Source organism: Haloplanus sp. HW8-1 (assembly GCF_023703795.1).
Lineage (GTDB): Archaea > Halobacteriota > Halobacteria > Halobacteriales > Haloferacaceae > Haloplanus > Haloplanus pelagicus.
This window is the reverse complement of the sequence record NZ_CP098518.1, coordinates 2,623,932-2,638,861: the sequence shown is the minus strand read 5'-3', so window position 1 is coordinate 2,638,861 and position 14,930 is coordinate 2,623,932. Positions and strand designations below refer to the sequence as shown.

The following is a 14,930-nucleotide window of genomic DNA, read 5'->3' as shown; positions in this document are numbered from 1 at the left end:
GATAGTTAAAGGTCTACGCATATGAACGACTACTACTCGACACTCAGACTGCGTCGAGAACGACCTCAATTCGCCCCACAAGTTCGGCTTCCGAGAAAGGCTTGGCCACAAAATCGTCAGCACCGGCGTCGAGTGCTTGCACGATATCTTCCTCCCGGTTGCGGGACGTCAACATGACGACTGGCAGATCCACGAGTGCGTCGTGATCCCGGATACGTTCGAGGACCGAAAGGCCATCGAGTTCGGGCATCATCACGTCTAACACCACGAGATCTGGTGGATCGCTGGTCCGTGATCCGAGATGCTCCCAACACGCATCACCATCTGTGAACGCCACCACGTCCCATCCGTTGTCAGTCAGGTTGAACTCGACGACTTCCCGGGTCGTCTCATCGTCCTCAGCAATGACTATTTCGGTGGTCATGTGAGTCTCCTATCCACACTTTATTACGGCGACGCTTGGTTCCACGGGTCATTCGCTCCGTTCACCAGTTCGGATTTCGATGCGTGCTCCCTGATCTGTGGCGGGGACTAAGAGGTCCCACCCGTGTGCTTCCACGATATCGATAACGCTCATGAGTCCGATTCCAAATCCCGACATCTCGTCCGTGTCTCCGAGTGCTTCGATCTCCGTCCGTTGCTTGTCGGAAAACCCTGGCCCGTCATCGGCGACGTAGAACCCCCCCCCGTCAGCGAGGGGGCCAACTTCCACGGTAACGTCGTCGCCGCCGTGTTCGACACTGTTGCGAAAGAGATTACCGAACAGTTGCAACAGTCGTGTCTCGTCGGCCTGTATCTCACCGAGCGGGTCGTCTACGGACAGCGTCGCTTCAGGGGCGTCGGTATACGACCACGCTTCCTCGACGATTGGTTGCAACGAAAGTGTGCGTATGTTGACTGCCTGGCGATCACCGCGTGCGATCATCAACAACTCGTCGATGAGTTCCTCCATCCGGTCCAGGGACTGTTCGACGCGCTCGAAATGCTGTGACTCGTTCGTTTTGCGAGCGATTTCGAGAAAGCCGATCGCCCCCGTCATTGGGTTTCGAAGGTCGTGTGCCACGACATCGGCAAACTCTTCGAGGCGGTCGTTCTGTCGCTGGAGTGCTTCACCACGCTCGGCCAGTTGTTCTTCGCGCTTGACTGCGGTCATTGCCTCCGTGACCAGTGCTTCAAGCAGTCGGAGGCTCTCGATATCGATCTCGTCGAACGCACGTGGCTCGGTCGCAGAACTCGTGATAATTCCATGATTCCCGCAGGGAACGTGGACCTCTGACCGCAATGGTGTCTCCGGGTTGTACGCTCCTGGTTGTTCGGCCAGGTCCTCGTAGTTCCGGATCTCACCACTGTCGAAACTCTCCCACAAGAGTGCGTCACCTCGCTCGAACGTCGGAGCCTCCCCGACGATCCGTACTGCCTCGTCGGTTTCAGCCACCGGGCGTAACATGTCGTCACTGGCGTCGTACTCCCAAAACGCGCTCACCGGGAGATCGAACAGGTCCACAATCATCTCGATCGTGATGGTTGCGATGTCCGTCGTCGTTTCAGCCGCCAGCAACTGCTGTGATATTTGATGCAGACCTTCCAAGCGTTCTTCGAACCGTTGCCGTTCGAGTTCGTACCCGGCCCACTGTCCAAGGAGCTTGATCACCTCCCGTTCGCCGGCGGTGAATTCCCGGTCACGGTCGTGTGGGGCCGCAAAGCAGAACGTCCCATAGAGGTTCTCTCCGACCATGACCTTCGTTCCGATATAACAGCCCAAGTCGAACAGTTCGTACGCCGGGTCGTCTTCGCCTAACTCCGCTTGTGCGTCCTGCATACCGACCAGGTCGTCGCTTTGGATGGTTTTCCGACAGTACGACTGCTCCAGCGGTGCGGTTTCGTCTGGCTGGAGCAGTGTATGATCGCCAACAGCGTGTACAATCTCTTGTGTGTCTTCCTTTATTCTCGACAGGAACCCAAACGGCAGATACAGGTACTCACACCCGATGGAGAGGATACGCTCGGCTTTTTGTTCGAACGTGAGAGCGTCCTCTGCACCAACTTGATACAGTTTTGCCAGCACCTCCTGTTTTTGTTCTGCCGCTCGGGCCCTTCGTTCGCGCTCTGTCACATCCCGGACCACGCCGACGATATCGTCAGTGCCGTCGTCCCGGATATGTTTCGAGACGCGAACGTCTACCATCTGTTCGGTTTCCTGGTCAATCTCGAAGGTCAGAATTTCATCCTGGATTTCTCCGTCGGCAATGGAGTTGATGGTTGTAACGAATCGATCAAACTCGGCTGATTCAACCAGTCCTGATTCAACCAGCGTGTCGAACGTGTTGCCAACCAGTTCGTTCCGCTCACGTCCAGTCAATGAGCAAAGCGAGTCGTTGACGTAGATGATAGTCCCGTCCAGATTGACGACGAAAACGCCGTCTCGAACAGCTTCGATGATGGATCTATAGCGGCTGGTACTCTCTCCGTTATCCCCCAAAGCATCGTTATGGGGGCCTGTGTCCATGAATGAACTTTCCACGAATTCATCATAGATGTTTTCATTGACGGATCATAACGTCGTGAAGAGGGATACCCACCAGTGGAGACCTAGCATCACAGAATTGGCTACGAGTTGCGAGAGATCATCTGTAACAATGTTCAGGATCATGAGGGGACGGGAAGAACTCCGACTAAGTTACGCGTAATAGACAAGTCGAAATGAATCCCGGAATTACGAATCTGAATTTGAGAATCGAGTCTCAATTACCGAGGACTGTTGAAGAATACTATACGTGGTTTGTCGGGATTCATAGGGCATCGAACGTGGACACGCCGGATCGGCAGGGAGCGAGTGCGTAACTCCCGCCACCTGGACACGCATAGACGGCTGGACCCCGGAGTAACGTCAGCTGCGAGGCGATCGAAATCCCGACGTTCGCCCCGGGTCACTGTCATGGCGCTCTACTGCCGCGTTCAACATGTCCGGTCAACCCACCGGCAAAACTCATGGAAGTCGTTTGCGCCGGCCTGATCGGCGATGTCCTGAAGCGTCCCGACCGGAATTGGGTCACCTTTCGGAACCGTCACCGTCCGAACCTCGCCGGTGTCGGCGTTCTCGTAGCGGAGCGTTGTGTGGCTCCCCTTCCCGCCGACCGGAACGAAGCCGTGCTTGGTGAGCGCTTTGATAATTTCCCGCGAGGAGAACGTCGTCCGAACCACGCTATTCGAGCCAAGGTGGCGAGCCGGCCTCGCCGATCTCGGCGTCGATCCCTTCCTCGGCGAGCCAAGTCTCGGGATCGTCGATGGACTCCCCAGCGCCGAAGTGACTGTCAAGAGCGTCGGCGAGCTGGCGGAGTGCATCGGTCTCGCTGTCGCCGAACGATGCAACGCCGGATTCGACGTGCCGGGCCGTCACTCGCCCGTCCTCCTCGTGGACGAACTCGACGCCGGCCGGCGGCTCTGTAGCGGTGGCCATGCTCAGTTAATAATATTAATCGCTGGGAATGACGTAAGCCTTCCCCCTCCTCGTCCACGAACGGCCGTTCCTCGACAGACTGTTGAAAAACGCTGTTACTCACATACTCGTACATCTTGGTGAGATACACAAAGTCACCTTCTCCGCCCTAAAGGGCGGAGCTTGTCGGTGAACTCCCGTTCTGGCCGACCCTACTGGGTGGCAGGCGAGTAGCCGCCATTCACGTTCAGCGTCCCCGACTTCAGGGCGAGGTGACGTGTCGCCCCTCCATGCGGAGACTTTTGCTCCGCACGGAGTAGCCGAAATCCGATATTCTTCGCCGCGTTGTAGTCCGCGTTAACCTCGTACCCGCACTTCTGGCAACAGAACCTCGCTTGTGACGGACGATTCTCGTCCAGCGTCGTCCCGCACTTCGAGCAACGTTTTGACGTGTACGCTGGGTCTACCTGCATGGCTTTGATGCCCTCCGCTTCGGCCTTGTACGCCGTGTAGTCGTACAGACGGTGGAATGCCCACGTATGGAACTTCTTGGCGCCCGGCATCCGGTCGCGGATGTCGGTCAACTCCTCGAAGGCTATCCGGTCGCAGTCGTGCGCGACGGCTTCTTTGACGATGGCTTTCGAGATCCGGTGCAGGTAATCTTCGACCCACCGTGTTTCTCGGTCGCCCATCCGTTCGATAGTTCGATGGGCTGATTCCGTACCTGTCCGTTGCAGGTCGCCACGCACCCGCTCGTACTCCCGACGGCGGTGATTGAGGTAGTCGCCGCTCCAGAACATTCCGGTTGACGTGACGGCAATCTGTTCGATACCGAGGTCCACGCCGAGGACTGTGCTGTTCTCGGCGTCGCCTTCGTCCGGTATCTCGGACTCCACATCGGCCTTTGTTCCGATGTGGAGAAAAAGGTGTCCGTCGCGTCGCGGTACTGGAGCGTCGCACCCGTGACCTTGTAGTCGTCGTCGTGGAGGAACTTCGTGTGCGGGTTGTCTCCCTCTGGTGGAAAGACGTATTCGGCTTCGATACGTCCGTTCACCGTGGAGAGGGATACGCGGTCGTCGTAGAACGTCGCGCTCCGTTTGTCGTATCTGACGGATGGGGTCGTGAAGTGTGGTTGTGACGCCTTCTTGCCGTTCTGCCAGCGGGCGACGACGCCCTTGATGGCTTCGGCGGCTTTGTTGCGTGCGGATTGAACGAGGTTGGCTTGAAGCCGTGTCTGTTCGCGAACGTCGGAGTACGTCCGGTCGTGGAGTTTGGTTTTCGAGGTGGGCTTGTAGTCGTCCTGCCACGCGTCTTGGACGACGTAGTTGCACGCCCACAGGTACTGCTTGACGGTTCCGTGGAGGAGAGTCGCGTCGCTGTCGTCCATATCGAGTTTGACGACGACCGTGCGACGTACCTCCGCCATACTTCATATGTAGAACCTTACATTCATATAGGTTGCGTTTGGTGTGGGGAGTCGGTCGGCCACCGAACGGCGGTTGTTTCTCACCGTGTCGCGTTCCTCCCCGCGGTAAACGGCGGGGTTTCCCGCTTGTAGAAAGATGACATCGTCTTCGAGTCGATTCCGCATCGTGGCTTCGATCCAGCACCACGACCCGTCGGCGTGTTCGAATCTGACTTCGACGGTCTGGGGTTCGTCCTGGGCCGACAGCACGGCTTCGACCACGTCTTCGTTTCGCTCTCGGTCGTCGGGATGGACGTATCCGTATCCAGTGTGCCCGACTAATTCCTCGGAGTCGTCGTCGAGAACTCGTGTGACGGCGGGGGGCTCACGTACGTCATCGTTCCGTCCGTGTCGATGGTGGTGGTGACGTCGTGCGACGCTTCAACGAGCGCCCGATACCGGTGGGTTCGTTTCTCGCTCTCCTTTTCCGAAGTCCTTCGTTCCGTCATTGGCTCAGTGAGTATCGGCGGGCGCGATCCGGGGCGAGGAGTCGACCGACCCCTGTGGGAGACTCAGTACAACGTGCGTTCCACGCGGTGCGTTTTCTTCGATCGAGATCTCACCCCCGTACAAAGAGATTGTCCAGTAGACGATCCACAGTCCGATTCCGGTACCGTGTTGCAGGGATGTTTCCTCTCCGCTTTCGATCGTTTCCTGTTCCTGATCCGGAATTCCGGGTCCGTTATCGGCGACTACGAGTTCGATCCACTCGCCGGTTCGATCTTCGCTCGGTGATCCGGTCGTAACCGTAACCTCCGGCGTGGACTGGTCGTTGTGGACGATTGCGTTTTCTATGAGCTCTGCAAGTGCTGTTTTCAGCCGGTCGTCGGCCCGTGCGTGGAGGGAATCGGGCGTACTGACCGTGAGCATCGCATCGGGGTACTCGTCGGAAAGTTCGTCGACGACCTCGGTCAGCAGCCGAGTCACGTCGCAGGCCGTCTGAGTAGCTGCTTCGTTGTCGAACAGGGAGCGCACCGTCGCGCTTTTGTCACCCAGACTCGACAGTGCCGCCGATCGATCTTCGATCGCTCTCACGTCTGCTCGGAGTTCTTCGTCGTGTAGCGCCTTCCGAAGCATTGCCGCATGGCCTTCGATTACGTTCATTCCATTCCGGAGGTTGTGGCGCAACACACGATTGAGGACCTCGAGTTTCTGTTTGCGCAACCGCCGGTTCGTCACGTCGGCTTCGATCGCGACGAAGTGCGTGACCTCTCCTTCGTCGTTCGCTATGGGCGAAATCGTCTGGTCGACGTGGTATAACTCTCCATTTTTGCGGCGATTGATGAGATGGGCATCCCACTGGTCGCCTGCGAGAATCGTCTGCCACATCCGATCGTAGAACTCGCCCTCCTGTTTGCCTGACTTGAGAATACGGGGCGTTCGACCGACGGCTTCCTCACGAGTATAGCCTGACCGGGCCTCGAATTTCGGATTCACGTACTCAATAATCCCGTCGCTGTCGGTGATGAATATCGACTGTCCCGCGTTCTCGACAGCGTTTTTGAACAGCTGCAAGTCCATCTCGCGCTCTTTGCGTTCGGTGATATCCTCCTGGAATCCGACGTAGTTCGTTACGTTTCCGTCCTGGTCTCTCACCGGGGCGATACTGACACGGTCCCAGAACTGGCTCCCGTCCTTACGGTAGTTCCGGAGTTCCACGGAGACCGGTTCGGCTGCATCAATCGCCTGCCGCATCTTGGCAACGGGGTGCTCCCGCGTCGCCTCCCCCTGAAGCATCCGACAGTTGCGACCGATCGCTTCCGAGTCGGAGTACCCTGTTAGCGTCTCGAACCCCTCGTTCACGTAGATCATCGGGTTGTCCTCTTTATCGGGATCGGTAATCGAGATCCCGACCGGGGCTTCGTCCATCGCCCGGGACTTCAGTTCGAGCTCGCGTGCGTACTCCGTTCGTTCCGTAACGTCGCGTGCGGAGAGGATTATCGAGGACGGTTCGGAGTCCTCGAGTGCCGCAGCCGACACCTCCAACTGTCGTTTTTGGCCTTCGTTTGTTTGACACGTGAGGTCGTCGGTCGACCCCTGACCCGTCTCCTGTACGTCTCGAAGAAAGGACTGGAACCGTTCGCGGTCGTTGGCGTAGATCGTCTCAGTCGGGGAGCACGAGAGCAACTCATCGCGCGGATATCCCACGAGATCACACGCGGCCGGATTACACTCGATGATCTCATCACCGGTTGGGGTAACCACGAAGAGAGCGTCGTTCGTCGATTCGAACAGCCGCTGAAATCGAATCTGGACGTCTTCGTAACGTTCGGACAACTCCACCGACTGCTCTCGCCGGGCCAACAAATTCCCCACCCGGCGAAACAGGGTCTTCCGGTTGACGGGAGCTGGCACCACTTCGTCGATAAGCGGTGGGCCGTCGCCGTTCTGCTCGGACGGCAGTGGGACAGTTCCCCGCGACCCTTCCTTCTGAATCAACAGTACTGGGATGAAGGTGGGGTGGACCTCCGTTTTGTGTGCTCGCAATACGTCTCGATACGTTGGCACCATCTGCTCATCAACGACATAACAATCGGCAGGGTGGAGCGTCTCGCCGTCGATAACGTCGTACCGTTCGCGGAGCGATACTTCGAGGGCGTCCCGGTCGTTGTCTCCGTGTACGAGGAGTTGTATCGTGGGTCGCTCAGTCGCTTCGTGGCTCGACCGGCCGGTCATGAGTGATCGGTTGGCTGGTGGCGGCCGTCTGAAACACGGTGCGTTGAACGTCCCTGCATGATCCCCCGTACGTTATCGAACGGTCCTTCGATCACGAGTCCTGTGTCGGATTCGATGGAGAACCGGTGGAACCGGCTGTCGAAATCCCCGAGTCGCTTTTTGACGACTCCGATCGCACGGTCCAGCTCGCCGTCGACTTCCACGTACGAGAGAAAGACGATGTTATCGGCGATGTAGCTGGTGTTCGTACTTGTCGCTTCCGGGATGCCGGTGAGCCGGTCCGCCTCGTCCGTGATGATGACTGCAATCCCGCGGTTCTTGAGTACTCGGGTGAGACCGTGCAGCCGGCGAACGAGTCGCTGGTCGTCGCCTTGAAGCGAGATCTTGTAGCCCGAAAGCCCGTCAATGAACACCGCATCCGGTGCGTGCTCGTCGGCCTGGTCAAGGATATGCTGACTGAGTTCCTCGGCCGAACGCACGAGTGGTTCGGTTTCTGTCAGCTGCATCGATCCCTGCGCTTGCATCTCCGAGATCGGGAGTCCGAGAGTTTCCGAGCGGTGGACGAACTGGTCGGTAGACTCTTCGAACAGGTATCCGAGTGCCGTACCGCCCTGTTCGACGATACCCGAGAGGATCTGTGCGCCAGTGGTCGATTTGCCGATCCCGGTCGGACCGCTGATAAACGAGACGGTTCCGCGTTCGATCCCACCACCGAGGATATCGTTGAGGGCATCGTGTCCGGTTGGGATGAGTTCCAGATCGAACGTTCGGTTGTCGTGTTCCGGGATGGTTTGTGGGTAGACTTCGATCCCGTCTTCGCGGATTTCGAGCCCATGAGTGCCGTCTACCTGTCCGAGACCACGGTGTTTCGGAACCGCGACCCGGCGTTCGTGCTCGTCGAGATACAGGTTGATGACGCCGTCACTGAGCGATTCGAAATCGTCGTGCGTGGTCTCGGGAGTACTTTGCCTGTTGAGTGTTCGCGTTGCAACTGTCGTCACCTGCCGATCCCGGAGGAATCGTATGAGCGATTGCAGCCGCTTCCGGTACTGGTATTCGTCCCGTTCCACGTACTGGAGCTGTGTGATCGGATCGATGAGAATCCGGGTCGGGTCGACGTCCTCGATCACCTGTTTGATATCCTGCGTGAACCGCTCGGATTCGACCTCGGTCGCCTCGACCAAGTTGTACGACTTGTCCTCGGCGAAAAAGTCCGTTCCGGGCCCGATGTCGAGGAACTCGGCATCCTGGATATCGACCCCCAACCGTGCGGCGTTAACGAGAATATCGTGTCTGGACTCTTCGCCGTGAATGTAGACGACTGTCTCGTCTCGATCGAGTCCTGCCCGCAGGAAGTGCTGGCCGAGCAGTGACTTTCCCGTTCCCGAGACGCCCTGGACGAGATACGTCCGGCCCCGGACCAACCCGCCGTTGAGTAGTCCGTCCAACTCGGGGATACCCGACGCTACCAGCTCGATTTCCTCGGTCGTCGTACTGCCGGAATCGTCGGACATCGAATATCGTGTTACTAAAGCGGGCCTTCGAAAAGATAAGTCGAAGGTCTAGATAACGAGATACCGGAAGCGGTCTGTTGACGCTGGTTTCGCTCAGCGTGCGGTCACGATGCCGGTAATCTCGAAGCGTGCGCCACACCGCTCGCCGTCGACGACGCGGATGTCCCAACCGTGCGCCTCAGCTATCTGCTCTACGATCCGCAGGCCAAACCCGGTTCCGTGGTCTGCGGTCGAATAGCCGGCTTCGAAAATCTCGTCCCGGTCGCTCTCGGGAATCCCAGACCCCGTATCCGCGATGTAGAAGCCACCGTCCAGGTCACCGACGTGAACGGTTACCTCATCGCCCCCGTGTTCGACCGCGTTCCGATAGAAGTTCTCAAGGAGTTGCTGGAGTCGACTCTTGTCGGCTTCGATGACGTGTGTCGCGTCAGTTTCCAGCGTCGCCTGGTCCGTATCGACGGTTTCCCAACTGCGCTTGGCCACGTCGCTAAGTTCCACCGGTTCGCTTCCGGTCACTTTTTTCCCCTCACGCGCCAGTGTCAGCAGGTCGTCGATGAGTGCTTGGCTCCGGTCGATTGCGTCGTCTACCCGAGCCAGATGGTCGCTATCGCAATCTTCTCGTGCGAGTTCGGTGTATCCCTCCGCCACTGTGAGCGGATTCCGGAGGTCGTGGCTGACGATGCTCGTGAACTCCTCCAGACGGTCCCGTTCCCGTTCCAATCGTTTACGCTCACTGATATCAATGTAGAACGCGAGCGTCCCGCGCGACCCCTCCGGTGTATTTTTCCGAGGAACCGCCCGGAAGAGTGTCTCGACTGTCTCCCCGTCAGCGGCCACCAAGCCTCTGTTCTCGCGGACGAACTCGCCACCCAGTGCACGCTCGTAGCCGCCTTCGTCCAGCAGTTCGCGCTGGGACTCGGCGGTGTAGAACCGTTCGAGTTCCGCTCCGACGAGTTCTGACCTCTCGTAGTCCAGCGTATCGACGAACAGGTCGTTACAGTCCTCGATGATCGGCCTCCCGTCCTCGGCACGCGTAACGACCGCCATGAGCGGTGCTTCCTCGAACAGATACCGGTACTGTTCCTCGAGTTCGGTGGTCAGTGTGTCCAGTTCCTCGGTCTGTTCTTCGAGCGCCCGTTCCCGTCGTTTGCGTTCGGTAATATCTTGCAGGGTGCCGCGAACGCAAACGACGTTGCCATCTTCGAGTTCGGCATCGCCACGGGTGCGCACCCAGCGGAGGTCGTCCGCTGTGTCGATCAGTCGGAGTTCGAGGTCGTAGGATTCGCCCGTCTCTACTGCTCGGTCGAATGCGTCGCGGATTGCCGGTCGATCGTCGGGGTGGTAGAAACCGAGGCTCGTCGCGGGATTCAGTTCTTCGTCCGGCGAAAGGCCGTGAATCTCGTACGCTTTGTCCGTCAAAAACGCCTCGCCGGTCTGTACGTCGTAACTCCAGGCGCCGACATCGGCGACATCTTGGGCCTTTTTGAACAGGTCGTTTTGTTGTTCCAGCCGTTGCTCGCGCTCTTTGGCCGAGGTAACGTCCCGAAGCGTGCCGACCGATCCTCGGAACTGGTCGCCCTCGTAGGGAAGAACGCCCATGAGATCCTTACAGACGATTGGGTCACCCTCGCGCGGTTGCAATGTCACCTCGAAAGGAATCGTCTCCGGGCCATCACTCGATAACAACCGTCGCAGGTGGTTTTCGCCCCGTTCGATGGCATCTGCGTCCTTGATGAGCGACGGCGTGCTTTCGAGAATCGTTTCCCGGTCGTAGCCAACCAACTCGACGAACTCGTCGTTGACGTAGGTGAATCGTCCCTCCTCGTCGAGCACGTACACCGCATCGGTCAGCGCCTCGATGATCGTCTCGTACGTTTCGAGTTCCTGTCGCCGCTCCTCGCGGTCGGTGATATCGTGGCCAGCACCACGGAGCTTCGTTACCCTTCCCCCCGATTCGACGACCGGAGTAATCGTCATGTCTATGAGACGCTCGTCGCGGTCACTTGGCTGCAGTCGCCACCTTCGTTCCAGTTTCTCGCCCGCTTCGAAGGCCTTGGAGAGCGTCTGCCGGACGTCTTCGCGGTCATCCGGGTGGAATAGTGCAATCGCTTCCTCCAGAGGAATCTCGGCTTGGTCGGGACGGCCGATTGCTCGCCGGGTAGCAGCCGTCAGCAGGATCCTGTCACTCCCTCTATCCAGTTCCCACCCACCGGTATCGCCGGCGAACTCCGTCAGCCGCATCAGTTGTTGCTGTCTGTCGGCCCGCTGTGCCTCGCATCGCGTTCGGACGGCATTGCGGATCCGGTTGGCCAGGAGTTCGTACTGTTCGGTACCGGGACTCTTCTGGAGATAGTCGGTAACGCCAGCCGAGATGGCGTCGCTGGCGATGGCCTCGCTGCCCTTGCCAGTAAACAGGATGAACGGAAGGTCGGGGTACCTTTCTCGGATCGCTTCCAAGAACTCGAACCCGTTCATGCCGGGCATATTGTAGTCCGAGACGATACAGTCGGGCCGCCGATCGTCGATCCTCGCCAACCCGGCGTCGGCGCTACTCGCCGTCTCGACGGTGAACTGGTCGTCCGCTCGCTCGAGGAACGTCGCAGCGAGATCAGCGAAATCGGATTCGTCATCGACGAGGAGAACCTCTACCCCCTCTCCGGTCTCGATCAGGACGTTCGCCTCACTCATGTTTCAGCCGAGGTCGGGTCCGGATCCATCCAGACGGGTACCCGTCCCCGGTGCGGACCCCGTTTCCTATCCGCTCACCGGCCGCCTCGACGGATTCGGCGTCGACTCCCGAGATTCGAAGTCCGTCCGTTACCAGCCGGAACGTCAGCCCGTTTCGCAATCGAGGATGCTCATCATCCCCGCTCCAACGTGAGGGGAGGAATCCGGAACCAACGTCCCAGTCCTCCGAACAGCCGACAATTTCGGAGACGGACCCGATGCCGATAGCGTACTGCTCTCCCACGAGTGTGGACACGGGAACGTGCTGTGTGCTCATTGGGTCACGTTTCTCCATCGTACTCCGTCGATCGACCATCGGTCTCGTCGATGTGGTGTCCGCCGTCGGCTGCGGCCGCCGATCCCGCTGTCGCCTCGGCTCCTGCACCGACGCCTGATCCGGTGTCGAAATCCGACACTTGATCGTGCAGTTCCTCAGCGAGCGTGGACAGTCGTTGAACGTTCTCCGAGGCCTCGGACAGGGAGGCGGTCTGCTCTTCGGTTGCGGCGGAGACGTTGCTCGCCTCGGCCGCCGTCTGCTGGCTGACGCTGGAGACTTGGTCGACCATCGAAACCACCTCCTCCGACGAGGCCGCCTGGTCGTCGGTGGCGTCGCTGATTTCCCGGATGCCGCTTTCGGCCTCCTGGACGGTGTTGGCGATTTCGTCGAACATCTCGATGGCGTCCTCGATCGTGTCGGACCCGCGTTCGACGCGGTCGCTCATCTGTTGTATGCCCTCGACGGTCTCGTCCGTCGTCGCCTGGACTTCTTCGATGCGCTGTTCGATGTCGGTAGTCGCCTCGGCCGCCTCCCCTGCCAGGGACTTTATTTCGTCTGCCACGACACCGAACCCTTCACCCGCTTCTCCAGCCCTCGCGGCCTCGATCGAGGCGTTCAATGCCAGCATGTTCGTCTGTTCGGCGATGTCGGCGATCATCTCGACGACCTCGCCGATCCGGTCCATCTTCTCGTCGAGCGCCTCGACCTGTGTGGCCGCTTCGTCGGCCCGCGTTTCGATCGACTGGATCTCCTCGGTCGCCTCCGAGGCGTACTGTCGGCCTGTCTCGCCGCGCTCGACGGCCGTGCTGGCGGTTGCAGCCACCTCCTCGGCCGATGAGGCGATCTCCTCGACGGTCGCCGACATGTCGTTCATTTCGCCGGCCACCTCGTCGAGGTTCTCGCTCTGTGTGTCCGCACCGCGCGAGATTTCTTCGACGGACTCCGCGACCTGCTTGCTGGCCTGCTCGATCTCTTCCGAACTGCTCGCCACGCTCTGACTCGACGTTGCGACGTCGTCCGCGATGGACTGGACACGTGCGACGCTCGTATCCAACTGCTCGATCCCGTTCTCGAGGTCACTCAATGTCGATCCAAACGTTCCAGGGTAGTCCGTGTCGACGTCCTGATCGAGCTGCCCGTCGTTCAGACCCCGACTCACGGCCGATATCTGTGCGAAGCTCTCCGATAACTGGGTCGTCCCGGTCGCGAGATCGGTGAGCACTTCGCCGTACTGGCCGGGGCGGTTCGCATCAACGTCTCCGTCCAGAACTCCCTGCTGGAGATCGTCACTCACACCTCGAATCTCGTCGAAACTCTCCGCGAGTTCGTCGGCACCCGCTTCGAGATCGGCGACGGTTTCGCCGTACCGACCGGGATAGCTGGACTCGAACTCCCACCCGAGGTCGCCCTGTCGCAAGCCACGGCTGGCGGTTCCGATCTGCGAGAATACGCCCCGGAGGTTCGTCTGCATCTCGGTGAACGCCTCGATCATGCGGCCGAGTTCGTCGTCTTCGACGTGGCCGTCGAGGTCGTTGTCGAGGTTACCTGCACTGACGGCCTGTGCCGTCTCTTCCAACCTGGTGATCGGAGGGATGATTCGTCCCGCGACGAACAGCCCGACAGCGATAGCCAGGACGAACGCCCCGGCGGTCAGTCCGAGAAGCAACCGCTGGACCGTCACCGTGGTGCTGTCTGCCGACGCGACTGCTGCGTCTTTATCCTCGGCAGCGAGCTCTTCGAGCGTGTGTGCGTCCTCGCGCATGTCGGTCAGTATCGGATCCAGTTCCGCCAGGTTCTGCCTAGCACTCGTCATCTCACCGGCCTCTGCCGCGTCGAACACCTCCTGAGCGACGCCCGTGTACTCCCGGTGTCTGGACTGCAAATCGGCGAATGCCTGCTGTTCGTCCTCGCTCAGGTCGCTACCCTCCATCCGCCCTGCCCACTCTTCGAAGTGGGAATTGGCCTCCTCGAAGTCGGCTCTGGCACCGTCTTCACCGAGTAGGGCCGCTTGAACCGCCACCTGCTGTTCCTCGACGGCGACCAACATCTCCATCGACGCGTCGATCTTGTCGGCGTCCTCGGAGATGACGTGGGCCTCGCCGTCGACGGCACCGACCGCTTGGTATCCCACCAGCCCCGTTGCACCAACCAGCAACGCCACGAGCACGAACGCCAGGATGAGTTTCGGCCGCAAGTCGAACCGATCGAGTTTCACCTGTTCTAACATGAGCTATTCTCCCGCAGCAAACCCAATAACTGACCATTCTAGATACCAGTATGAGTATCGCAGCTGAGAACCGGCGGCCGTCTCGCTCGCTTCGCTGTTCGAACCGTTCTGAGGGACGCTATCCGAGGTACGCTTCCGGGCGTCTCCCGTTATCTAGATGGGTGACTTACCTTCTCCGTCGGTGTTTGCACGTCTATGCCCGATTCGACCCAGCGCGACCGAAATCGTTTCCAACAGGGAGAAATCGACGGCGATCCCCCCATTCGGTCGCTAACGTTCGACGCCGATGAAGAAACGTACGCTGCGGAGTTCGACGGTGGTGACGTGTCCCCGAGTGTCGCAGTTATTTCGGTGGTTACAAAAATAACCGGACAGTCGGTAGCTGATCTCCAACCACTGCACCACGTCGTCGACCCGGACGCTCTCGACCGAATCGTGAGACACCGTCCGTCCGGACCATCCCGTAACGACCGGCTCGTCGAGTTCACTTATGAGGGGCTCACGATCCAACTCTCGAGCAGCGGTGTGGTCGAAGTTGGCCTTCCGCGTGCGGGGAATACGGAATAACTGGATGATCGGAACGGACGAACGTCTCTGAAGAAGTCACG

9 protein-coding genes and 2 pseudogenes are annotated in these 14,930 nt (G+C 59.3%); 1 reads left to right on the top strand and 10 read right to left on the bottom strand.

The features are described 5' to 3' along the window. Window positions 1-43: 43 nt before the first annotated feature. From NBT82_RS13860 to NBT82_RS13815, 10 genes and pseudogenes are all read right to left on the bottom strand, one after another. A complete protein-coding gene (locus tag NBT82_RS13860) occupies window positions 44-424 on the bottom strand; it encodes a response regulator transcription factor (RefSeq protein ID WP_251328701.1) in 381 nt (126 codons plus the stop codon). A gap of 48 nt (window positions 425-472) precedes the next feature. Continuing rightward, window positions 473-2,506 (bottom strand): GAF domain-containing protein, encoded by a 2,034-nt coding sequence (locus NBT82_RS13855; RefSeq protein ID WP_251328700.1) that lies wholly within the window; start codon window positions 2,504-2,506, stop codon window positions 473-475. A 449-nt stretch (window positions 2,507-2,955) separates the two neighbouring features. After that, on the bottom strand, window positions 2,956-3,201 hold the full coding sequence (locus NBT82_RS13850) for a type II toxin-antitoxin system HicA family toxin (RefSeq protein ID WP_251328699.1): 246 nt from the start codon (window positions 3,199-3,201) through the stop codon (window positions 2,956-2,958). 1 nt (window position 3,202) lies between these two features. Continuing rightward, window positions 3,203-3,457: a type II toxin-antitoxin system HicB family antitoxin gene (locus NBT82_RS13845; protein WP_251328698.1), complete on the bottom strand. Its 255-nt coding sequence runs from the start codon at window positions 3,455-3,457 to the stop codon at window positions 3,203-3,205. A gap of 191 nt (window positions 3,458-3,648) precedes the next feature. Then, window positions 3,649-4,862 (bottom strand): annotated as a pseudogene (locus NBT82_RS13840) (RNA-guided endonuclease InsQ/TnpB family protein). Window positions 4,863-4,865: 3 nt separating this feature from the next. Beyond that, window positions 4,866-5,210, bottom strand: a pseudogene (locus NBT82_RS13835) (PAS domain-containing protein); the annotation flags it as partial. A 144-nt stretch (window positions 5,211-5,354) separates the two neighbouring features. Continuing rightward, window positions 5,355-7,577, bottom strand: a complete 2,223-nt coding sequence (locus tag NBT82_RS13830; RefSeq protein ID WP_251328696.1) for a PAS domain S-box protein — start codon at window positions 7,575-7,577, stop codon at window positions 5,355-5,357. Further along, entirely contained in the window at window positions 7,574-9,091 is a 1,518-nt protein-coding gene (locus tag NBT82_RS13825; protein WP_251328695.1) for an ATPase domain-containing protein, read from the bottom strand. Before NBT82_RS13825 ends, NBT82_RS13830 begins: the two co-directional genes overlap by 4 nt. Window positions 9,092-9,184: 93 nt before the next feature. Continuing rightward, a complete protein-coding gene (locus NBT82_RS13820; protein ID WP_251328694.1) occupies window positions 9,185-11,779 on the bottom strand; it encodes a PAS domain S-box protein in 2,595 nt (864 codons plus the stop codon). Window positions 11,780-12,099: 320 nt separating this feature from the next. Next, window positions 12,100-14,322: a HAMP domain-containing methyl-accepting chemotaxis protein gene (locus NBT82_RS13815; RefSeq protein WP_251328693.1), complete on the bottom strand. Its 2,223-nt coding sequence runs from the start codon at window positions 14,320-14,322 to the stop codon at window positions 12,100-12,102. Window positions 14,323-14,517: 195 nt separating this feature from the next. Here NBT82_RS13815 and NBT82_RS20330 point away from each other — a divergent pair, with 195 nt between their 5' ends. Next, window positions 14,518-14,889, top strand: a complete 372-nt coding sequence (locus NBT82_RS20330; RefSeq protein WP_425601757.1) for a HalOD1 output domain-containing protein — start codon at window positions 14,518-14,520, stop codon at window positions 14,887-14,889. Window positions 14,890-14,930 lie beyond the last annotated feature (41 nt).

Coding starts and splice junctions, on each gene's coding strand:
- NBT82_RS13825 (WP_251328695.1), bottom strand. CDS start 9,091: ATGTCCGACGATTCCGGCAGTACGACGACCGAGGAAATCGAGCTGGTA.
- NBT82_RS13855 (WP_251328700.1), bottom strand. CDS start 2,506: ATGGACACAGGCCCCCATAACGATGCTTTGGGGGATAACGGAGAGAGT.
- NBT82_RS13860 (WP_251328701.1), bottom strand. CDS start 424: ATGACCACCGAAATAGTCATTGCTGAGGACGATGAGACGACCCGGGAA.
- NBT82_RS13830 (WP_251328696.1), bottom strand. CDS start 7,577: ATGACCGGCCGGTCGAGCCACGAAGCGACTGAGCGACCCACGATACAA.
- NBT82_RS13845 (WP_251328698.1), bottom strand. CDS start 3,457: ATGGCCACCGCTACAGAGCCGCCGGCCGGCGTCGAGTTCGTCCACGAG.
- NBT82_RS13815 (WP_251328693.1), bottom strand. CDS start 14,322: ATGTTAGAACAGGTGAAACTCGATCGGTTCGACTTGCGGCCGAAACTC.
- NBT82_RS20330 (WP_425601757.1), top strand. CDS start 14,518: ATGCCCGATTCGACCCAGCGCGACCGAAATCGTTTCCAACAGGGAGAA.
- NBT82_RS13820 (WP_251328694.1), bottom strand. CDS start 11,779: ATGAGTGAGGCGAACGTCCTGATCGAGACCGGAGAGGGGGTAGAGGTT.